Source organism: Bradyrhizobium ottawaense, assembly GCF_002278135.3.
GTDB lineage: Bacteria > Pseudomonadota > Alphaproteobacteria > Rhizobiales > Xanthobacteraceae > Bradyrhizobium > Bradyrhizobium ottawaense.
Window position 1 is genome coordinate 269,888 of record NZ_CP029425.2, and the last position, 20,168, is coordinate 290,055.

17 protein-coding genes, 1 tRNA gene, 1 pseudogene and 1 riboswitch are annotated in these 20,168 nt (G+C 64.1%); of the genes and pseudogenes, 10 read left to right on the forward strand and 9 right to left on the reverse strand.

Features of this window, described 5'->3' with window-relative positions; genetic code table 11:
• Window positions 1–17: 17 nt before the first annotated feature.
• From CIT37_RS01270 to CIT37_RS01285, 4 genes are all read left to right on the forward strand, one after another.
• Window positions 18–368: a hypothetical protein gene (locus CIT37_RS01270; protein ID WP_028139351.1), complete on the forward strand. Its 351-nt coding sequence runs from the start codon at window positions 18–20 to the stop codon at window positions 366–368.
• Between the two features lie 361 nt (window positions 369–729).
• Window positions 730–1,008, forward strand: a complete 279-nt coding sequence (locus CIT37_RS01275) for a PepSY domain-containing protein (RefSeq protein ID WP_018323571.1) — start codon at window positions 730–732, stop codon at window positions 1,006–1,008.
• A gap of 63 nt (window positions 1,009–1,071) precedes the next feature.
• Window positions 1,072–1,650, forward strand: coding sequence for a cytochrome b/b6 domain-containing protein (locus CIT37_RS01280; protein WP_095424569.1), 579 nt, complete (start codon window positions 1,072–1,074; stop codon window positions 1,648–1,650).
• A 195-nt stretch (window positions 1,651–1,845) separates the two neighbouring features.
• Window positions 1,846–4,362, forward strand: a complete 2,517-nt coding sequence (locus CIT37_RS01285; protein ID WP_095424568.1) for an EAL domain-containing protein — start codon at window positions 1,846–1,848, stop codon at window positions 4,360–4,362.
• 12 nt (window positions 4,363–4,374) lie between these two features.
• Here the strand turns inward: CIT37_RS01285 and CIT37_RS01290 are convergent, their stop codons facing one another.
• Window positions 4,375–5,052 carry an LON peptidase substrate-binding domain-containing protein gene (locus tag CIT37_RS01290; protein ID WP_018323574.1) on the reverse strand — a complete coding sequence of 226 codons (678 nt, stop codon included), beginning with the start codon at window positions 5,050–5,052 and terminating at the stop codon, window positions 4,375–4,377.
• A 35-nt stretch (window positions 5,053–5,087) separates the two neighbouring features.
• On the reverse strand, window positions 5,088–6,011 hold the full coding sequence (gene trxA / locus CIT37_RS01295) for a thioredoxin (protein WP_095424539.1): 924 nt from the start codon (window positions 6,009–6,011) through the stop codon (window positions 5,088–5,090).
• 273 nt (window positions 6,012–6,284) lie between these two features.
• Between trxA and CIT37_RS01300 the strand changes: the two genes are divergently transcribed.
• The 4 genes from CIT37_RS01300 to CIT37_RS01315 all read left to right on the forward strand — a co-directional run bounded on the left by CIT37_RS01300 (window position 6,285) and on the right by CIT37_RS01315 (window position 9,878).
• Window positions 6,285–6,359, forward strand: a tRNA-Gly gene (locus CIT37_RS01300).
• Window positions 6,360–6,435: 76 nt separating this feature from the next.
• Complete coding sequence (locus CIT37_RS01305; protein WP_161966304.1) at window positions 6,436–7,419, forward strand: NAD-dependent epimerase/dehydratase family protein; 984 nt, start codon at window positions 6,436–6,438, stop codon at window positions 7,417–7,419.
• A 382-nt stretch (window positions 7,420–7,801) separates the two neighbouring features.
• Window positions 7,802–9,076, forward strand: a complete 1,275-nt coding sequence (locus CIT37_RS01310) for a PQQ-dependent sugar dehydrogenase (RefSeq protein WP_028139346.1) — start codon at window positions 7,802–7,804, stop codon at window positions 9,074–9,076.
• A 208-nt stretch (window positions 9,077–9,284) separates the two neighbouring features.
• Window positions 9,285–9,878, forward strand: coding sequence for a c-type cytochrome (locus tag CIT37_RS01315; RefSeq protein ID WP_038948678.1), 594 nt, complete (start codon window positions 9,285–9,287; stop codon window positions 9,876–9,878).
• A 202-nt stretch (window positions 9,879–10,080) separates the two neighbouring features.
• On the opposite strand, the gene panE is transcribed toward CIT37_RS01315, so the two are convergent.
• The 4 genes from panE to CIT37_RS01335 form a co-directional block, all read right to left on the reverse strand.
• Window positions 10,081–11,004, reverse strand: a complete 924-nt coding sequence (panE, locus tag CIT37_RS01320) for a 2-dehydropantoate 2-reductase (RefSeq protein WP_028139344.1) — start codon at window positions 11,002–11,004, stop codon at window positions 10,081–10,083.
• Window positions 11,005–11,126: 122 nt separating this feature from the next.
• Window positions 11,127–11,735, reverse strand: coding sequence for a 2-hydroxychromene-2-carboxylate isomerase (locus tag CIT37_RS01325; protein ID WP_161966305.1), 609 nt, complete (start codon window positions 11,733–11,735; stop codon window positions 11,127–11,129).
• A 102-nt stretch (window positions 11,736–11,837) separates the two neighbouring features.
• The gene (locus CIT37_RS01330; protein ID WP_173015740.1) at window positions 11,838–13,187 is read right to left on the reverse strand and encodes an MATE family efflux transporter; all 1,350 of its coding nucleotides are present in this window, start codon (window positions 13,185–13,187) and stop codon (window positions 11,838–11,840) included.
• A gap of 86 nt (window positions 13,188–13,273) precedes the next feature.
• Window positions 13,274–13,870, reverse strand: coding sequence for a DUF2239 family protein (locus CIT37_RS01335; protein ID WP_085968531.1), 597 nt, complete (start codon window positions 13,868–13,870; stop codon window positions 13,274–13,276).
• A gap of 164 nt (window positions 13,871–14,034) precedes the next feature.
• Between CIT37_RS01335 and CIT37_RS01340 the strand changes: the two genes are divergently transcribed.
• Window positions 14,035–14,700 (forward strand): glutathione S-transferase family protein, encoded by a 666-nt coding sequence (locus tag CIT37_RS01340; RefSeq protein WP_028139340.1) that lies wholly within the window; start codon window positions 14,035–14,037, stop codon window positions 14,698–14,700.
• Window positions 14,701–14,799: 99 nt separating this feature from the next.
• On the opposite strand, the pseudogene CIT37_RS01345 reads toward CIT37_RS01340, so the two are convergent.
• Window positions 14,800–15,036 (reverse strand): annotated as a pseudogene (locus CIT37_RS01345) (MFS transporter); the annotation flags it as partial.
• The gene (ggt, locus tag CIT37_RS01350) at window positions 15,036–16,787 is read right to left on the reverse strand and encodes a gamma-glutamyltransferase (protein ID WP_095424536.1); all 1,752 of its coding nucleotides are present in this window, start codon (window positions 16,785–16,787) and stop codon (window positions 15,036–15,038) included. The gene ggt and the pseudogene CIT37_RS01345, both read right to left, overlap by 1 nt.
• A gap of 100 nt (window positions 16,788–16,887) precedes the next feature.
• Here ggt and CIT37_RS01355 point away from each other — a divergent pair, with 100 nt between their 5' ends.
• Complete coding sequence (locus CIT37_RS01355) at window positions 16,888–18,273, forward strand: MFS transporter (RefSeq protein ID WP_028139338.1); 1,386 nt, start codon at window positions 16,888–16,890, stop codon at window positions 18,271–18,273.
• Window positions 18,274–18,460: 187 nt separating this feature from the next.
• Here CIT37_RS01355 and purH read toward each other — a convergent pair whose 3' ends face one another.
• The gene (gene purH / locus CIT37_RS01360; protein WP_028139337.1) at window positions 18,461–20,053 is read right to left on the reverse strand and encodes a bifunctional phosphoribosylaminoimidazolecarboxamide formyltransferase/IMP cyclohydrolase; all 1,593 of its coding nucleotides are present in this window, start codon (window positions 20,051–20,053) and stop codon (window positions 18,461–18,463) included.
• Window positions 20,054–20,078: 25 nt separating this feature from the next.
• A riboswitch (ZMP/ZTP riboswitch) is annotated at window positions 20,079–20,160 on the reverse strand.
• Window positions 20,161–20,168 lie beyond the last annotated feature (8 nt).

The following is a 20,168-nucleotide window of genomic DNA, read 5'->3' on the forward strand; positions in this document are numbered from 1 at the left end:
TGTATGGAGAGATGATGATGCGTGATCTCCTGCTGCAATGTGCCGGCCTTGCCACCATCGCCGTAGCCCTCATTCATGGCGTCCTCGGCGAGACCAAGGTCTTCGCCCGTGCCCGCATCGAGCCGGAACGGCTCCGCACCCTGATCCGCCTGGTCTGGCAGACTTCGACCGTGGCGTGGATCGGCGGCGGCGTGTTGCTGCTCGCGACTCCCTGGATGGCGTCCGAGTCGGCGCGGCACTGGATCGTCATCACGCTCGCCTGCGTGCTCGGCTTCGCCGCCTTCGCCAATGCCTGGGCCACGCGAGGCCGGCATTTCGGCTGGATGGCGCTCAGCGCCGTCGTGGCGATGACGGTCGCCGGCTACTGAGCGTCGACGAGCGACGCATGGATGCGTCCCGGCGGAGGCGAAAGCGGCATGGGCTTTGCCGTCAGCCAGGGCGTGCGCGGTCGTCTCCGCTGGGCGGACTGGCTGCAGCGCCACTCACCGGGCATGCGAAGTGCGGCCTAGCGCAATTGGCGAAGTCGGCCGTTCATCCCGGCCGTGAGGCGTAAGGCCGCAGCGCCACTGCGAATGCGGGCTGCCTGCGGACAGCACTGATCTTTTGCCGGTCGTTAGAAGAACTCTAAATCCAATTGGCCCCGTACCGGATTGACTTCACCATCACCTTTGCTTCCTTCAGTCCGGCTTCGCGGCTCGCGTAGCGCGCACGACAGAGGAGGAGACGTTCGTGAAGGTCATTCGTGTTGTTGCCATTGCACTGACGGTTGGAATGGGCATGGGGTCGGCCGCCATGGCCGACGGTTTCAAGGATTGCACCAAGCTCGACAAGGCGTCGTGGAAGCCGGCCAGCGAGGCCGAAGCCAAGGCCAAGGCACTCGGCTACGAGGTGCGGCGCTCCAAGATCGAAGGCTCCTGCTATGAGGTCTACGGCGTCAAGGAAGGCAAGCTTTACGAGCTGTTCTACAGCCCCGAAGATCTCAGCCTGAAGCACACGATCGCCAAGTAGACCGCGCGAATTGATCCGCGCAAAACAAGGCTTGAGGATGGTCTTCGCTTGATCGAAGAAGCGATGCCAAAAGCGCGCGGGGGGGCCGACCGGCCCCCCGCGGATCGAACCGCTTCGCGGACGGTCGCGGTCTGGGACCTCCCGCTGCGCCTCTGGCACTGGGCACTCGCGGCTAGCGTTCTGGCCGCGTGGTTCACGCCCACCGTCTATGACCGAACTCACCGCATCGTCGGCTATGCGGTGCTCGGACTTCTCGTCTTTCGCCTGGTCTGGGGCTTCCTGGGAAGCCGCTATTCGCGCTTCCGGATGGTCGGCGTAAGGCTTCGGGCGGCGCCAAGCTATCTCTGGAATCTGCGCCGCGGCATCACCGGCCGCTACATCGGGCTCAATCCCGCCGGCACCTTGATGCTGGTGGCGCTGCTGGCTGCGCTCGCCGTCTCGACGATCACGGGAGCGATGTCGGTCACCACCACCTTCTTCGGCGTCTGGTGGGTCGAAGACACCCACCATTATTCATCGGATGCGGTCATCGTCCTGGTCGTGGTCCACGTCGTGGGCGTGGTGCTGATGGGGCTACTCCAGCGCGAGAGCCTGGTCCGCGCGATGATCACCGGACGCAAGCGCATCCGCGGCCATTCCTAAAAATATCGTTGCCGATCGATGCACGCGTCCTGCAGCCGGCACGGTCGCGGCATGGCCTCAGGCCGTTCGTCAGATCGAGTTGTACGAGTACCGTTAACATGCCGGTAAGCATGCAATCAGGCACGGCACAAAATTAACGTGAATGGCGGTTAGCCGATCCACCATCGATAACTATCGACGATGGAGCGCTGCTGGATGTTCCGCGTTTTCTCCTGCCTTGCGGTCGAGCACGATTGGCGGCTCGTTGTACTCGCTGGTCTGGTCTGCTTCGCTGCAAGTATTGTCGCGGTCAGCATCTTTCATCGTGCGATCGCGACGCGCGCAAGAACGCGGTGGATCTGGATCACGATTGCCGGCGCGGCCATCGGATACGGCATCTGGGCGACGCATTTCGTCGCGATGCTCGCCTACGAGCCGGGCGTTCCAACGGGCTACGGCATCGTGCCGACCGCGTTTTCTCTCGCTGCGGCAATGCTCCTGACCTCGGTCGGTTTCGGCGTTGCAGTCGGCACCTCCGGCCGGTGGCGCGCGATGGCAGGGGGCGTCATCATCGGCGGCGGCATTGCCAGCATGCACTATCTCGGGATGTGGGCACTTGAGGTGCCGGGTCGAGTCGTCTGGTCGGTGGACCTCGTGTTCGTCTCGATCATTTTAGGCATGTGTCTCGGCTGCGCCGCGCTGGCTGTCGCGCTCATGTACCAGGGCTACCGGGGCACCCTTGCGGCGGCAATCCTGCTGACACTCGCGATCGTATCGCATCATTTCACGGCCATGGGGGCGGTGCAGATCACGCCAGATCCAACGCGAGCGACGACGGATAGCCTTTCGCTTTCTCCGGCCCTCCTCGCGCTTGCTATCGCCGGTGTGGCGCTATCCGTGCTGGGAATGAGCCTGGTCGGCGTGCTGGCCGATCGTCGCCTGGCGACCCGGACCGCCAGGTTCGAGGAGATCATCAACCAGCTCTCGGTTGCCCGGCAGCAGCTCGAAGGCTCGCAGAACGAACTGCAGGACCAGAAGCTCAGGCTTGATACGGCCATCAACAACATGGTCGAGGCTCTCTGCATGTTCGATGCGGAGAGGCGACTTGTGGTCTGCAACGAGCGATATGCCCTGCTCTATCGGCTGCCACCAGAGCTGCTGCGAACGGGGACCCCGCACGCCGACATCATCAGGCATCGCGTCGTGACCGGCATTCTCAAGAGCGACACCAGCGAGGGCGCAGCCGAGCAGTTCCTGTCGAAATTGGCCGCGTTGCCGTTCGATGCAGTCTCGAGCAGAATCGACGAGTTCACGGATGGTCGGTTGATCTGCGTGACGCGACAGCCGATGGCCGGCGGCGGGTGGGTGGCCACGCATCTTGATGTCACCGAACAACGCCGGTCCGAGGCCAGGATCGCTCATATGGCGCAACACGATGCGTTGACCGATCTGCCAAATCGCGTGCTGCTCAGGGAGCGGATGGAGCACGCCATTGCGGTTACGCGTAGCGGCGGCGTCGATCTGGCCGTGCTCATGCTCGATCTCGATCGCTTCAAGGAAGTCAACGACACGCTCGGACATCCGGCAGGCGATTCCCTGCTGCGCGCCGTTTCTGCGCGTCTGCGCGAGTGCACCACGGAAACCGCGCTGATCGCTCGACTAGGCGGCGACGAGTTCGCCGTGATCGACTACGTGACCAACCCGGCCGTCGAGGCCGCCACCCTCGCCGAGAACATCAGAAAGGCGCTTTGCGAACCCTTTGATCTCGGCGATCACCGGGTCACGGTGGGCACCAGCATCGGCATTGCCATCGCGCCGCGCGATGGCAGTGATTCCGACGGGCTCATGAAGAGCGCGGATCTCGCCCTCTACTCGGCCAAGAGTGGTGGACGTGGCGCATTCCGCTTCTTCGAGCCGGAACTCGACCAGCTCATGCATGCGCGACGCAACCTGGAGCGCGACATGCGGGATGCGCTTGCTGGCGGCGAATTCGAGCTGCACTACCAGCCATTCGTCAATACCGCGACCGGCGAGATCCGCGGCTTCGAAGCCTTGCTGCGCTGGCACCACCCGCGGCGTGGTCTGGTCTTGCCCGGCGAATTCATACCGCTCGCGGAGGAGGCCGGCTTGATCGTGCCGCTGGGAGAATGGATCTTGAGGACGGCCTGTGCGGAAGCCGCCAAATGGCCTGCCCATCTCAAGATCGCGATCAACCTGTCTCCCGCTCAATTCAGGAGCAAGGAGCTTGTTCCGGTCATTGTCGATGCACTGGCGAGCTCGGAAATTGCGCCACACCGGCTCGAGCTCGAGGTCACCGAGACGGTGATCATGCACGACAGCGAAGCCGTATTCGCAGCACTTGGTCAATTGCGCAAGCTCGGCGTGCGAATCGCCCTGGACGACTTCGGCACCGGCTATTCATCGCTGAGCTTTCTGCAGAGATTCCCGTTCGACAAAATCAAGGTCGACCGCAGCTTCGTCAGCGAACTGTCCAGCGCAAGGGCAGACGCGCACCATCTCGCGCGAGCAGTCGTTCGCTTCGCAGTCAGCCTCGGCAAGACGACGACCGCCGAAGGCGTCGAAACGAAGGAGCAATTGGACGTCCTCCGTGAAGAGGGGTGCGTCGAAACGCAAGGCTACTACTTCGGTCGGCCGATGCCCGCATCCGCCATTGCGAAAATGTTGCGGCGAGGTGCCAAGCGAGGTGACAAGGCAGCCGTCTGCGCTGCGTGAGCACCCGCATCCTCACTGCAGCGGAGGATCGCCGCTGGTGCGCTTCTTGGCGAGGTCCATCTCCGTCACCGCGATCAGAATCTCGGCGCGGGTCTTCAGGTCGGGCGCCTCCAGCATGGCCTGCTTCTCCGCGGGGCCATAGGGCGACATCATCGCCAGCGCGTTGACGAGCGCTTCGTTGGGCGCGCTTTCGACGCCTTCCCAGTCGACCTTGAGATTGTTGGCCTTCAAAAAGTCTGCCAGCACGGCCAGCAGCGCCTCGCGGTCGACCTCGTCCTCGCCCATGCGCGCGGTGAAGTCGTCGACGAAGGCGAAGAAATCCACCTTGCACTGCCGGTAGGCGGTGAGCACCTCGAGCTCCTCGACCACCTTGAAGCGCGAGACGCCGGTGAGCTCGAGGATGTAGCGGCCATCGCCGGATTCGGCGAGCTGGGTGATGCGGCCGACGCAGCCGACGCGGAACAGCGTCGGCTTGTCGGAATTCTTCGGCGAGTGCGCGACATCAGGCTGGATCATGCCGATCAGGCGATGTCCGTCGCGGAAGGAATCGTCGACCATCGACAGGTAGCGCGGCTCGAAGATGTTGAGCGGCATCTGGCCGCGGGGCAGCAGCAGCGCGCCCGGCAGCGGAAACACCGGAATGATCTCCGGGAGGTCGGCGGGTCCGCGATATTCGATGTTGATCGGCATCTGGTCCCGGTCCCCGCTGACTTGGTCAACCGCGCCTACGAAAACAGGATCGTCGACAAGCGCTTGCGTCCCTCGACGGTTGCATCATCCGTGCCGCCCCAGGCTTCGAAGAACTGCACCAGCTGCTTGCGGGCGCCGTCGTCGTTCCATTTGCGGTCGCGCTTGACGATCGCGAGCAGCTGCTCGGTAGCGGCCGCACGGTTGCCTTGCGCGTTGAGCGCGGTCGCGAGGTCGAATCGGGCCTGATGATCGAGCGGGTTTGCGGCGACTTTCTGTTCCAGCTCGGCGACCGGTCCGAGCGATTGCGCCTGCTCGGCGAGATCAATCGCGGCCTGCACGGCCTTTACCGCGGGGTCGTTGCGCTTGGATTCCGGCACCATGGCGAGCGTCTGCTTGGCCTGCTCCATCGCGCCGGAGACGGCATAGCATTTTGCGAGGCCCGCGAGCGCCGCGATGTTGGTGGCATCATGCTGGAGCACCTCGGCGTAGATCTGCGCCGCCGCAGCCGCATCGCCCTCGGCGAGCACGGCTTCAGCCTCATGCAGGATCTCGGCGATATTGGGCTCGCCCGGCGCGGTCACGCCTTTTGTCAGCTTTTCGATGAAGGCGTTGAGCTGGCTCTCGGGCACCGCGCCCATGAAGCCGTCGGCGGGCTGGCCGTTGACGAAGGCGATCACGGCCGGGATCGACTGGATGCCCATCTGGCCCGGGATCGCCGGGTGCTGGTCGATGTTCATCTTGACCAGCTTGACCTTGCCCTTGGCCGCCTTGACCGCCTTTTCGAGCAGAGGGGTGAGTTGCTTGCAGGGGCCGCACCACTCCGCCCAGAAATCGATCAGCACCGGCTGGCGCTTCGATTCCTCGATGACGTCCTTCACGAAGGTCTGGGTGGTGGTGTCCTTGATCAGATCGGCCGCAGCCGGGCCCGCCGCTCCGTTACCCTGGTCGATGATCGTCACGGGATCCCCTCGTCTATGTCCGGAATGGCGGGTCTTTAGCACGCCGCCACACCTTATGCTCGCTGTCGGCTCCTAAATTGGGCCGCGACGGCCGAATTTCAATCCATTGCGGCCGATTCGCCGGTTCCGGGGCACTTTCGGGCCATTTCGCCGCATTCAGGCTCCATATGGGGCCCCAAGAACCGAATCTAGATCGCCGGTAGCTGTTGCATTCCCCTCCCGGTTTTGGCATAGGACAGCCGTTGCCGGCGCGTCACGCGACCGACACAGGATGCGGGTGTAGCTCAGTGGTAGAGCACGACCTTGCCAAGGTCGGGGTCGAGGGTTCGAGCCCCTTCGCCCGCTCCAGTTTTTCCCAAAGCATCCAGCCGATCCGGACGGAAACGTGGTTCGCCGCGCCGCTGGCGGCTGTCCCGGGTTCGCAATGACAATTCTGGTCACCGGCAGCGCAGGCCACCTCGGGGAAGCCATCCTCCGGACCCTCCGGGCTCGCGGTTCCCCGGTGCGCGGGATCGATCTGAAGCCATCCTTCACCGACGCGGTCGGCTCGATTGTCGATCCCGGCTTCGTGCGCAGCCAGATGGACGGCGTCACCGCCGTCATCCACACCGCGACGCTGCACAAGCCGCATGTGGGGACCCACAGCAAACGAGACTTTGTCGACACCAACGTCACCGGCACGCTCAACCTGCTAGAGGCGGCGGCGAGCGCCGGCGTGCGCAGCTTCGTCTTCACCAGCACCACCAGCGCGTTCGGCTCGCAGCTCCGCTCCGGGGCGGGACAGGCGGCGGTCTGGGTCACCGAGGATCTGCCGCCGGTGCCGAAGAACATCTACGGCACCACAAAACTGATGGCGGAGACCCTGTGCGAGCTGTTCTATCGCGAGCGCGCTCTGCCGGTCGTCGTCTTGCGGACCTCGCGCTTCTTTCCGGAAGATGATGACGATCCGGCGATGCGCTCGGCCTACACGCTGGAGAACGCGCAGGCCAACGAGCTGCTCTATCGCCGGCTGGACATCACGGACGCCGTGAGCGCGCATCTGCTCGCCGCCGAACGCGCCCCGAAGATCGGTTTCGCCCGCTACATCGTCTCCGCCACCAGCCCGTTCGAGCCGCGCCATCTCGCCGCGCTTGCGCGCGATGCGGCCGGTGTCGTGCGCGAGCTCTATCCGGATTGCGCGCAGCTGTATGCGGCGCGAGGCTGGAACCTCCTCCCCGAGATCGACCGCGTCTATGTCAACGAGCGCGCGCGGCGTGAGCTCGGCTGGCGGCCGGAATTCGACTTCGCGCATGTGTTGAGCTGCCTTCGCGAGGGTCGCGATTTTCGCAGTGCGCTGGCGCGCGAGGTCGGCGCGAAAGGCTATCATGATTCGGTGTTCGACGACGGGCCTTACCCTGTCGCCCCCTGAGCGCCGCGTTCGTCATTTTGCTCGATGCATCAAATGCCTGTCCGGCGTCACCGCGTGCAACCCGGCCCGAGCCGTTCTACTGTGCATGGGGTTGTTTTCGCAGTTTTTGTTTTGGCCCGTCTCTCGTGCTGTCTGACGGCGAGCCGCCTGCCGGTCTGATTCCGCGTTGCAGCGAGAACGCTGTCGTCGCGGTGTTCGCGCTCATTGACACTCCGTCTCAATATTTAATGAGCGCAACCGCAACCCATGCGATGCCCTTCTCAGCACTCGCAGATGTGCTAGCCTTTTTATGTCTGCCTCTCGGCAGACCCCAAACTTCGCCTCTCGACTAGCAAAACAAAATAAATCGCAGCCCTGGCGGCTGCCTTAGGGGAGTGACGCGATGACATCGATGTTCCATCGATCCGTGTTGGCACTTGCGGCCGTGGCCCTTCTTGCGGGGACCAGCGCCGGCAGCGCGCAACAGCAGGACAAGAGCAAACCGCTGAAGAAATACGAATCCGGCACCAAGGAGTTCTGGACCCATCCGCCAGATGACTGGTTCCTCGGCGACGAGACCGAGGCGCAGAAGGGTCTCGCGCCGCCGTCGGGTCCGCCGACCGGCGCCTCCGATGCCGAGCTCGCCAACATCATCAAGAAGGTCAAGCTGCCGCCAGGATTCAAGATGGAGGTCTATGCCTCCGGCGTGCTGGCCGCGCGGCAGATGGCCTGGGGTGACAAGGGCACGCTGTTCGTCGGCTCGTTCGGCCTCGGCAACGTCTATGCCATCAAGGACAACAACGGAAAGAAGGAGGTCAAGACCGTCCTCAAGGGCCTCAACATGCCCACCGGTCTCGCCTTCAGGGACGGCGCGCTCTACGTCATCGCTGTCGACAAGCTGATCCGCTACGACAATGCGGAGGCCAATCTCGACAAGCTCGGCGACGGCAAGGTCGTCTATGACGACATGCCGTCCTATGCCGCGCATGGCTGGAAGTACATCGCAGTCGACAAGGAGGGCTGGTTCTACATTCCGTTCGGACCGCCCTTCAACATCGGTGTCCCGCCGACCAGCGTCTCGCAGATCCGCCGCGTCGATCCCAAGACCGGCAATGCCGAGATCTACGCGCTCGGTGTCCGCAACTCGGTCGGCGGCGACGTCGATCCGCGCACCGGCAAGTACTGGTTCACCGAGAATGCCCGCGACTGGATCAGCGATGATCTGCCCTCGGACAAGCTGAACATGATCAACCGGATCGGCGAGCATTTCGGCTATCCCTATTGCCACCAGGGCAATCTGCCGGACGACAAGTTCGCCATGGGCCACAAATGCTCCGAGTTCACGCCGCCGGTGTTGAACCTCGGTGCGCACGTCGCTCCGCTCGGCATGAAGTTCTATACCGGCGACCAGTTCCCCGCCGAGTACAAGAACAACATCCTGATCGCCGAGCACGGCTCCTGGAATCGCCACAAGTACCAAGGCGGCCGCATCATGCGCGTGATCGTCGGGCCTGACGGCAAGAACCCCAAGCAGGAGGTGTTCGCCTCCGGCTGGATCGAGGGCGACCAGGGCTATCTCGGTCGTCCTGACGACATCATCCTCGCCAAGGACGGATCGATCCTCGTCGCCGACGACTGGGCCGGCGCGATCTACCGCATCAGCTACAGCAAGAAGTAGCACGACAAGAGAAAGAGGCTGCGGTGGCCGGAGGGTGCCGCAGCCTCTTTGCTGAAAACGTGGATGTTGTCGTTCCGGATTGCGCGCCAGCGCAAGTCCGGAACCCATAACCATAAATCGGGGTTATGGATTCTCGGATGCGCAATTGCGCATCTTAGCTCGTGCTTCGCACGCCCTGGAATGAGCTAATTAGATCGGAATTCCCACGATGCGCCGCCAGTTTTCTTCTTACGCCATCGGCGCGCTCTCGCTTGCGGCGCTCGCATCCGTCCCGGCTCAGGCTGCGGACAATGCTGCGATCAAGGAGAAGGCTGCCGTCTGCTCCGGCTGTCACGGCGAGAACGGCATTTCGCAGACGGAGAATATCCCCTCGCTGGCCGGCCAGCCTGATCAGTTCATCCAGTGGCAGCTCGTGTTCTTCCGCGCGGGCTCGCGCAAGAACGACCAGATGCAGCCGATCGTCGAGGAGATCACCAATGAGGACATCCGCAATCTCGGCGCTTATTTCTCGCAACTGACGCCGCCGAAGGGACCGGAGGACAGCGACCCAGACCTGTCGAAGAAAGGCGCGCAAGTTGCCGCAGGCCGCCGCTGCGCCTCATGCCATACGGACAGCTTCGCCGGCACCAAGGGAGTGGCGCGACTGGCTGGCCAGCGCGAGGAATATCTGGTCAAGGCGTTGCGCGACTACAAAGCGGGCCAGCGCGTCGGCGGCGGCGTCGCCGCGATGGCCGATGTCGCCTATCACATGAGCGACGAGGAAATCACGGCGGTCTCGCACTATCTCACGCATTTGAAATAGTGCGGGGCTAGTTGCGGCAATCTCCGCTGTCGTCCCGGACAAGCGCGCCTCGAGCGCGCGCAGATCCGGGAGCCATAACCACAGGAAGATGTGGTTACGAGGGCTCGGAGTGACGACGTCGCGCACAATGTAGTCTTGTGGCTATGGGGTCCGGATCTGCGCTTACGCTTGTCCGGGACGACACCGAGTGTGTGGCTGGGTGTTACCCCGCCCGCTGCCTCTCATACGCCTTCAAATGCGTGTAGGCGATGCGCAGCTTGGGCACCGGCACCTTGGCGGCATCGGCGCGTGCGATGAGATCGCCGATGACGTGATCGGCTTCGACCGGCAGGCCCGCCTTGATGTCGCGGAACATCGAGGCCGTCATCGGCGAGCCTTCGGCGGTGAGGTTGCCCTTCACTCGCTCGAAGAACGGCCCGCCCGGCGTATAGCCCGACGCGGTGGCGATCGCGCTGGTCTCATCGAGCATGCCGAGCAGGAAGTCGCGGCCGCCGGGCGCGGCGAGGATGTTGCCGACGGAGGTGCGCATCAGGCTGGTGGAGGCCGCAAGCGAGGACAGGAACACCCACTTCTCCCACATGTCCTGCATGATGTTCTGGCTGGCGGCGGCACCGGTGATACCGCTCTTGAAGGCCTCGTCGATCGCCTTGACGCGATCTGACAGCTTTCCGTCGCGCTCGCCGTAGTTCAGCGACTGCATCGGTTGGAGCTGCACCACCTCGCGTTTCTCGTTCAGGGTCGCCGCGATGGCGCAGAGGCCGCCGAGCACGCGCTCCTTGCCGAATTTTGCATCGAGGATATCGAGATGCTTCATGCCGTTCAGCATCGGGATGATCGCCGTATCAGGTCCGACCGCCGGCGCAAACGATTTGATGGCGTCGTCGAGATCGAACGCCTTGCAGCTCAAGAGCACGACGTCGAACTTGTCCTTGAGCGCGTCGGCTTGCACGGTCGGCGGATTCTTCAAGGTCACATCGCCATTCGGGCTCTTGATGATGAGGCCGGCGCTTGCGAGCTCGCCGGCGCGGCGCGGCCGGACCAGGAAGGTGACGTCGCGGCCGGCTTGCAACAGCCTGCCACCAAAATAGCCGCCGATGGCGCCGGCGCCGACCACGAGGATACGCATGGGATGCTCCATTGTTGCTCTTGATTATTACTCTTGGCGGCTACTTATAATCGCCATTTCGAGCGAAGCGAAGCAATCCAGAATGCTGCCGCGATCACATTCTGTCGCCGGAGAATGAGCGGCTAAGTCCCGAGCACCATCTCCTCGACCTCGCGCAGCTGCTCCTTGCCGAAGAACATCTCGTTGCCCACGAAGAAGGTCGGCGAGCCGAACGCGCCGCGGGCAACGGCGTCCTCGGTGTTCTTGATCAGCCTGCCCTTCACCTCGGGTTCCTGGCTGCGGGCGAACAACTTCTGGGCGTCGAGCCCGGATGAGGCCAGCGCCTTCGCCGCGATCTCGGGATCGTCCATCTTCTTCGGCTCGCGCCACATGTGGTGAAAGGCCGCCTCGACGTATTTTTCGAATACGCCCTCGAGCTGTGCGGCAATCGCCGTGCGCATCAGGTTCAGCGTGTTGATGGGGAAATGCGGATTCCAGACATAGGGCTGGACATGGAAGCGCTTGACGAAGCGCTCGGTCTCGACCTGCTGGAATTCACGCTTGTTCTTGATGCCCGCGAGCGTCTCGGCCGGCGACTTGTTGTTGGTCGACTTGAAGATGCCACCGAGCAGGATCGGCACATATTCGAACTTGACGCCGATGCGCTGCTCGATCGCGGGGATCGCGAGGTGGCTGAGATAGGCATTCGGGCTGCCGAAATCGAACAGGAATTGCGGGGTTGTGCGGGTCAAAATCGTCTCCGTGACCTAACTTTTTTGATCTGGCTTACCCACATTGTGACGCAGCGTGCCCTGCGGGTCCACCGTTTAATGATGAGCATAATACTCTGGAAATCAGACCAGCCGTCGGATCGCCCGCTTGCGCCAGACCATGAGGTAATAGCCCATCTGCAAGACGAACATGGCGCAGAACACGATGGGATAGGCGGCCCACACGCCCGCAAGGCCCATCGTGTGGCTCAGGATCACCGCGGCAGGCAGCTCGATCGCGAGGATCGCGAAGATCGAGAGCAGCATTGGCATCAACGCGACGCCGGCCGCCCGCATGGCACCTGAGAACACTGTGGCGAGGCCAAACGGCACCGAGCTCCACAGGGCGATATCGAGCAGGCCTTTTGCCAGATCGAGCACGGCGGCATCGGTGATGAAGATGCCGAGGATTGCGCGCGGCGCGAGATAGATCAGCGCCACGAGCCCACCGGTCAAAACGAGGTTGAAAGCGAGCCCGGTCCGCACGATGCCGTCGAGCCGGGCCCTGTCGCCGCTGCCGACGGCCTGCGCGCCCAGGATCGAGACCGCGATCGAAATCGACATCGCCGTGAACTGCGTGTAGCCCATCACCTGGTTGACGGCGCCATAGGCCGCAGTGGCCTCCGATCCAAAGCGGTTGACGAGGCCGAGCAGAACCAGCTCTGCGATCGCCATCACCACCATGCCGATAGCGCTCGGCAATCCGATGCCGAGGATTTTTCCTAGCATGGCGCCGTTGAGCCGCAGGTGACCCAGCAGCGCCGCATCCGGCGCGAGCGCGTGCTTCTTTCGTAGCAGATAGAGTGCCAGCGCGATCAACGTGAGTGCGTTCGAGATCGCGGCCGCCCACGCCGGGCTGGTGATGCCGGCCGCCGGCAGTCCGAATGACCCACGGATCAACATCGGCGTCAGGATCAGCCCGATCGCGGTCGACAACGCCAGCGCCAACAGCGGCGTCAGCGCATCGCCGACGCCGCGGATCATCGCCGTCATCAACAGGAAGATGAAGCCGAGCGGCATCGTCAGCAGCATGATGCGCGCATAGGCGCTGGCCTGGTCGAGAATGTCCGCGGGCGTGGCGAGAGCCATCATCAGCTGACGGCTGAAGAGCCCGCCGATCAGCGCCACTGAGATTGAAAGCAGAAGGCCGATCGCGAGCGTCGTGCCTACGACGCTCTTGATCCGGCCGTGCTCGCCCGCGCCAAAGGCCTGGCCGATCAGCACGGTCGCGCCGGTGCTCAGCCCCATCACGAAGGCGAACAGGAAGAACATCACCGGGAAGAAGACTGAGACCGCGGCGAGCGCATCGACGCCGATCATCTGGCCGAGATAGACGTTGCTGACGGTGCCGAACAGCGATTGCAGCGCGTTGCTCAGCATCAAGGGTGCGAGGAAGCGGAGGAATGTTGTCCAGAGCGGCTTGGGGACAGACATGGATTGGCCTTTCATCAGGGCGTGCGAAGCCGTTGCCGCGCAATGCGCGGCTCGGCCGTCGATGGGAAGGTGAGAGCGCGCGCGCCTTAAGCGCGGTCGCTGTAGGCGAGCTTGACGATGTGGTCGCGGATATCGGTCGGCCAGTCCGCGATCAGTCCGGTGAAGCGTCGCCGGTCGTCGGCAAACAGCGCGCGCGAGGCTTCCTCGAACTGCGGCAGGTTGCCCGCCATGGTCGACATGAAGTGGTAGGCCGCGTCGCGCGCCTGCCGCTCGCGGTCCTTGTCGCCGCTCGCGCGCCTGGCCTCATCGACGAGCTTGCGCAGCGCGACCGAGGCGCCGCCCGCTTGCGCGTTGAGCCACTCCCAGTGTCGCGGCAACAGCGTCACCTCGCGCGCGACCACGCCGAGCTTCGGCCGCCCGCGCCCGCGCGGCTCGCTCGGTGGAGTGCTCTCCTCGACCGGCGGCGGCACAAGCTTCGCCAACCGCGCCAGGACCTCGCGATCCCCGCCGCGCAGATCGAAGTCGATCGATCGGCCGGTGCCGTCCTCGAAGATGAGGATGGGCTCGTCCGGCCGTTGCGCTACCCGCTTGACGACCAGCGCGATCTCGCCTGCCGGCCCGGACACCAGGCGACGCTGCCCCTGGAAGGCGGTGAAAATCTTCTGCATTGGAATCATTGTCATTTTGACGACGTTGGGTCATTTAATACCCGGGTAAATTGTCGGCGTCAATATACCCGGGTGAAAATATCCGTCCTGATGGCTCGACATTGTGATCCCAGGCTGGCACGAACGGCGCCGCGACTGCGCACGCCTAGCCACTACGCCTTGCCCCGGGGACCTCGCCGATGCTGACCGTTCACCACCTCAACAATTCCCGTTCGCAGCGCGTGCTGTGGCTGCTCGAAGAGTTGGGCGTGCCCTACGAGATCGTGCGCTATCAGCGCCAGCCGGACATGCGCGCGCCGAAGGAGCTGCGCGCCATTCATCCGCTTGGCAAGTCGCCCGTCATCACCGACAACGGCAACACTATCGCCGAGTCGGGCGCGATCATCGAATATCTCATCGCGACCTACGGCAACGGCCGGCTGATCCCGCCGCCGAACACGCCGGAGCGGCTGCGCTTCACCTATTGGCTGCATTACGCCGAAGGGTCCGCGATGCAGCCGCTGCTGTTGAAGCTGCTGTTCACGCTGATGCCGAAGCGCGCACCCGCGCTGCTGCGTCCGCTGGTGCGCAAGGTCTCGAACCAGGCGCTGACCACCCTGGTCAATCCGCAGCTCAAGCAGCACATGGATTACTGGGAAGGCGAGCTTGCAAAGAGCGAGTGGTTCGCCGGCAACGAGTTCACCGCAGCCGACATCCAGATGAGCTTTCCGCTGGAAGCGGCGCAAGCGCGCGGCGGGCTCGAGCAGGGCCATCCCAAGGCGATGGCGTTCCTCGAGCGCATCCACGCGCGGCCTGCCTATGCGCGCGCATTGGAAAAGGGCGGGCCGTATCAGGTGGGACGGTAGTTCTTTTTTATCGTCATCCCGGGGGCGCCCGAAGCGCGAACCCGGAATGACGAGATCCCGGGTTCGGCTCTGCGAGCCGCCCCGGGATGACAGTGACTGCTAGTGCGCGTGCAACACGCGTCCGCGCGTCTCCGGCAGCGCGAAGGCGGCGATGAAGAACAGCGCGTAAGCGACCACCGCGAAGATCGCGGTCGCATTCGCAAGCGAGGTCGACGCCGACAGCGCGCCGACGAGGAACGGAAACAGCGCGCCGATCCCGCGGCCGAAATTGTAGCAAAAGCCTTGGCCGGAGCCGCGCAGCCGCGTTGGATAGAGCTCGGTCAGGAACGCGCCGATTACTGCCCCGCAGCTTCTGCGCCGCGCGTGCGCGGATCGGGTGCGCCGAGCGGCCCGTTGGGTGTCACGACAATCGAATTGGCCGACGTCTGCCCCATCGGCTCGACGATGACATGGCCCATCGCCTTCAGCTTACCCAGAACATCGCTCGGAAAGCCGCCCTCGACACGGACTTCGTCCGGCAACCATTGGTGATGCAGCCGTGGCGCTGCGACGGCGGCCGCAACATCCATCCTGTAATCGAGGACGTTGACGATGACCTGCAGCACGCTCGAAATGATGCGGCTGCCGCCGGGCGAGCCCGTCACCAGCACCGGCTTGCTGTCCTTCAGCACGATGGTCGGCGACATCGAGGACAGCGGCCGCTTGCCGGGGCCCGGCAGATTGGCCTCGAAGCCGACGAGACCGTAGGCATTGGAGGCGCCGATTGCGGCGGTGAAATCGTCGAGCTCGTTGTTGAGCAGCACGCCGGTGCCGTCGGCAACGAGGCCGACGCCGTAGCTGAAGTTCAGTGTATAGGTGTTGCTGACGGCGTTGCCGCTGGAATCGACGACGGAAAAATGCGTGGTGTTGCTGCCCTCGCGCGGCGAGGGAGCCGCGGAAACGAGCTCCTTCGACGGCGTGGCGCGTTCGGCGGAGATGCCGGCGCGCAGCTTGGCGGCGTAGTCCTTCGCGACGAGCGTCTCGATCGGCGCGTTGACGAAGGCGGGATCGCCGAGATAGCGCGCGCGATCTGCGTAGGCGCGCTTCATCGCCTCGATCAGAAGATGCAGCGATGCCGGCGATCCCTGCTTCGAATCGGCAAGCTGAAAGCCCTCGAGGATGTTGAGCGTCTCCACCAGCACGACACCGCCCGACGAAGGCAGCGGCATCGACACGATGTCATAGCCGCGATAGGTGCCGCGCACCGGCGCGCGGATCACGGCCTGATAGGCCTTCAAATCGGCGGGCGTCATGATGCCGCCGGCGTCCGTCACGGCTTTGGCGAGCTTTTCCGCGACCGGTCCTTCATAGAAGCCGCGTGGCCCCTGTGCGGCGACGGCCGAGAGCGTTTCAGCGAGATCGCCCTGCACCAACCTGTCGCCTTCGCCCAGCGGCGTGCCATCGGGCCGCGAGAAGATTTTCGCCGAGGAGGGCCAGCGTTCCAGCCGCCGGTGCCAGTTAGGCAGCGTGTCGGCCATATCGTCGCCGACGGCGAAGCCGTCGCGGGCCAGCGCGATCGCGGGCGCAAGCAATTGCGCCAGGGTGAATTGCCCCGAGCCGTATTTCTCCAATGCCAAAGCGAGGCCCGCGACCGTGCCGGGCACGCCGACACCGAGCGCGGAATCCCGTGACTTCGCCGTATCGGGCTTGCCGTCGGCGCCGAGGAAGATTTGCGGCGTGGTGGCAGCCGGCGCCGTCTCGCGGTAATCGATCGTGATGTCTTCGTTGCGGTCCGCGGAATGGATCACCATGAAGCCGCCGCCGCCGATATTGCCGGCACGCGGATAGGTCACGGCCATCGCAAAGCCGGTCGCGACCGCGGCATCGACCGCATTGCCGCCGCTCCGCAGGATATCGGCACCGATCTGCGCAGATATCCTCTCCTGCGCGACGACCATGCCGTGCTCGGCGGCGACGGCGCGCACCGTGTCAGGCGCGGCTGGGACATAGGCCCGTCGCGCATCCTGGGCGGCCGCCGGTGACAGTCCAAACGCCAGGGCGGCTATGAAGGCGAAAAATGTCCGCCTTGTCGAATTTGACGACATCATCAAGCTTCCGCCGTGGCTTCGAACCAGTTCACATGCCTCGCTGCAATGCTATACGGTTTGCCCCAAGAGAGGCAAAACTGTTCGTGATGAGGACTGCGTGATGACGACGATCGCCCCGGATGTGCGCATGGCCGGCGTGGCGCGGACCTATCCGCCGCGCGCCGCCGTCGTCAGCTGGATTTTCTTCGACTGGGCCGCGCAGCCTTATTTCACGCTGATCACGACCTTCGTGTTCGCGCCCTATTTCGCCACCAGCATTGCGCCGAACCCCGCCACCGGCCAATCGATGTGGGGATTTGCGATGGCGGCCGCGGGCCTTGCGATCGCGTTGATGTCGCCGGTGCTGGGCGCCATCGCGGACGCCTCGGGCCGTCGTAAGCCGTGGATCGCCGGGTTCGGTGCGCTGCTGGTGGTTGCATCCTGCACGCTATGGATCGGCAAGCCCGGCGATCCCTCCATCATTCCGCCACTGCTCATCGCAGTCGCGCTCGCCAGCGTCGGCGCGGAATTCGCTACCCTCTTCAACAATGCGATGATGCCGACGCTGGTGCCGCCGGAGCGCATCGGACGGCTCTCCGGCACCGGCTGGGCCACCGGCTATGTCGGTGGAATCGTCAGCCTGATCATCGTGCTCGGTTTCCTCGCGGCCAACCCGCAGACCGGCCGCACATTACTCGGCTTCACGCCGCTGTTCGGGCTCGATCCGGTCAGCCATCAGGGCGATCGCATCGTGGGGCCGCTGACCGGGCTGTGGTTCATCGTCTTCGTGACACCGCTGTTCCTGTTCACGCCGGATTATCCGGCGAAGCGCCCGGTGCGCGAGGCTTTGCGTGAGGGGCTGTTGGAGCTGAGGCAATCGATCAGAAGCCTGCCGCAGCAGAGATCGCTGGCGGCATTTCTGCTCGCCAATATGATCTATACGGATGGTCTGGTGTCGCTGTTCGCCTTTGGCGGCATCTATGCCGCGGGCACCTTCGGCTGGCACACCATCCAGATCGGCACCTTCGGCATCATGCTCGCGATTGCCGGCGCATTTGGCGCATGGTTCGGCGGCAAGCTGGATGATCGTCTCGGGCCGAAGCGCGTCATCGCCGGCAGCTTGCTCGTGCTGCTGTTGTCCGTGGCGGCAATTCTCCTGGTCGACAAGGACAGCGTGTTGTTCATCAAGGTCGCGCCGCCGCAAGCAGACGCTCCCTTGTTCTCGAGCGCGGCCGAGCGCGCCTATCTCGTGCTGGGCTGCCTCATTGGCGCGGCCGGCGGTCCACTCCAGGCGGCCTCACGCACGCTGCTGATCCACCTCGCACCGAAGGACCGCATCGCGCAGTATTTCGGCCTGTTCGCGCTGACCGGGAAGGTGACGTCCTTCATCGGACCGCTGCTGATCGGCACGATCACCGCGGTGACCGCAAGCCAGAAGGCCGGCATGGCGGTGCTGGTGGTGTTCTTCGTCGCGGGGCTGGGGCTGTTGATGCGGGTGCGGGATTAGTCGCATCACGCGATTCATCCTTCGTCATTGCGAGGAGCGAAGCGACGAGGCAATCCAGACTATCTCCGCGGAAACAGACTGGATTGCTTCCGCCTTCGCCAAGGCTTCGGCGGACAAGTCGCTGCGCTCGCAATGACGAAGTCGGTGGGTTCGTCGTTCGCTCTTGTAGCTCGCCTTGCCGATCGACTCAGTGCCGGAAATGCCGCGTGCCCGTGAACACCATGGCGATGCCGTGCTCGTCGGCGGCCTTGATCACCTCGTCGTCGCGCATCGAGCCGCCGGGCTGCACCACCGCGGTGGCGCCGGCCTCGATGCAGGCGAGCATGCCGTCGGCGAAGGGGAAGAACGCATCCGACGCCACCACCGAGCCCTTGGTGAGCGGCTCGGCGAGCTTCAGCTCGTTCGCCGCATCCTGGGCCTTGCGCGCGGCGATGCGGGCCGAATCGACCCGGCTCATCTGACCCGCGCCGATGCCGACGGTGGCGAGATCCTTGGCGTAGATGATCGTGTTCGACTTGACGTGTTTTGCGACCCGGAACGCAAACTTGAGGTCGCGCATTTCAGCGTCGGTCGGCGCGCGCTTGGTCACGATCTTGAAGGTCATGTCGTCGACCACGGCGTTGTCGCGGCTCTGCACCAGCAGGCCGCCGGCGACCGTCTTGGCGGTGAGGCCAGGCGCGCGCGGATCGGGCAGGCTGCCGGCGAGCAGCAGCCGCAGGTTCTTCTTGCCGCCGATGATGGCGATCGCTTCCTCGGTGGCGTCGGGCGCGATGATCACCTCGGTGAAGATTTTTGTGATCTCGCGGGCCGTATCCGCGTCCAGCGGACGATTCATCGCGATGATGCCGCCGAAGGCCGAGGTGGAATCGCAGGCCAGCGCCTTGCGATAGGCGTCGACGAGGTTTGATCCCTCCGCGACGCCGCAGGGGTTGGCGTGCTTGACGATGACGCAAGCCGCGGTGCGCTTGGCGTCAAACTCGCCGATGCATTCATAGGCCGCATCAGTGTCGTTGATGTTGTTGTAGGAGAGCTCCTTGCCCTGGAGCTGCCGGGCCGTGGAGACGCCCGGGCGCTTGTCGGGCGTCACGTAGAACGCCGCGGTCTGGTGCGGGTTCTCGCCGTAGCGCAGCGACTGGATCAACTTGCCGCCGAAGGCGCGGAAGTCGGGCGCGTCGATCTCGAGCTGGCGATTGAACCAGTTCGAGATCGCGGCATCGTAAGCGCCGGTGCGCGCATAGGCCTTCGCGGCAAGCCGCCGGCGCAGTTTCAGCGTGGTCGCGCCCTTGTTGGCGGCGAGCTCGTCGAGCACGGCCTTGTAGTCATCTGCCTCGACGACAACGGCGACGTCGTCATGGTTCTTCGCGGCGGCGCGGATCATCGCGGGGCCGCCGATGTCGATGTTCTCGATGCAATCCTCGAAGCCGGCGCCTTTGTCGACGGTCGCCTCGAACGGATAGAGATTGACGACCAAAAGATCGATCGGTGCGATGCCGTGCGCCTTCATCGCGTCCACATGTTCCTTGTTGTCGCGGATCGCGAGCAGGCCGCCATGTACCTTCGGATGCAGCGTCTTGACGCGGCCGTCCATCATCTCGGGGAAGCCGGTGAGGTCGGAAACATCCTTCACCTTGAGGCCGGCCGCGGCGATTGCTTTCGCAGTGCCGCCGGTCGAGACCAGCTCGACATCATGCGCGGCGAGCGCCTTTGCGAATTCGATCAGGCCGGTTTTGTCGGAAACGGAAAGCAGGGCGCGGGTGACGCGGCGGGGATGGTCAGTCATGAGCAAGATCCTCTGTCTTAAGGAGTGTCTATGCCCAGGCGCGCGGCAGATATGTGTCGCGCTTCCCGATGGTGCTCCATCCAAGGTCGCCAGTCGCGCGAGCGAGGGCTCGATA

Coding starts and splice junctions, on each gene's coding strand:
- CIT37_RS01305 (WP_161966304.1), top strand. CDS start 6,436: ATGACAATTCTGGTCACCGGCAGCGCAGGCCACCTCGGGGAAGCCATC.
- CIT37_RS01340 (WP_028139340.1), top strand. CDS start 14,035: ATGCTGACCGTTCACCACCTCAACAATTCCCGTTCGCAGCGCGTGCTG.
- CIT37_RS01335 (WP_085968531.1), bottom strand. CDS start 13,870: ATGACAATGATTCCAATGCAGAAGATTTTCACCGCCTTCCAGGGGCAG.
- CIT37_RS01270 (WP_028139351.1), top strand. CDS start 18: ATGCGTGATCTCCTGCTGCAATGTGCCGGCCTTGCCACCATCGCCGTA.
- CIT37_RS01355 (WP_028139338.1), top strand. CDS start 16,888: ATGACGACGATCGCCCCGGATGTGCGCATGGCCGGCGTGGCGCGGACC.
- CIT37_RS01290 (WP_018323574.1), bottom strand. CDS start 5,052: ATGCCGATCAACATCGAATATCGCGGACCCGCCGACCTCCCGGAGATC.
- panE (WP_028139344.1), bottom strand. CDS start 11,004: ATGCGTATCCTCGTGGTCGGCGCCGGCGCCATCGGCGGCTATTTTGGT.
- ggt (WP_095424536.1), bottom strand. CDS start 16,787: ATGATGTCGTCAAATTCGACAAGGCGGACATTTTTCGCCTTCATAGCC.
- purH (WP_028139337.1), bottom strand. CDS start 20,053: ATGACTGACCATCCCCGCCGCGTCACCCGCGCCCTGCTTTCCGTTTCC.
- CIT37_RS01330 (WP_173015740.1), bottom strand. CDS start 13,187: ATGTCTGTCCCCAAGCCGCTCTGGACAACATTCCTCCGCTTCCTCGCA.
- CIT37_RS01280 (WP_095424569.1), top strand. CDS start 1,072: ATGCCAAAAGCGCGCGGGGGGGCCGACCGGCCCCCCGCGGATCGAACC.
- CIT37_RS01285 (WP_095424568.1), top strand. CDS start 1,846: ATGTTCCGCGTTTTCTCCTGCCTTGCGGTCGAGCACGATTGGCGGCTC.
- CIT37_RS01310 (WP_028139346.1), top strand. CDS start 7,802: ATGACATCGATGTTCCATCGATCCGTGTTGGCACTTGCGGCCGTGGCC.
- CIT37_RS01315 (WP_038948678.1), top strand. CDS start 9,285: ATGCGCCGCCAGTTTTCTTCTTACGCCATCGGCGCGCTCTCGCTTGCG.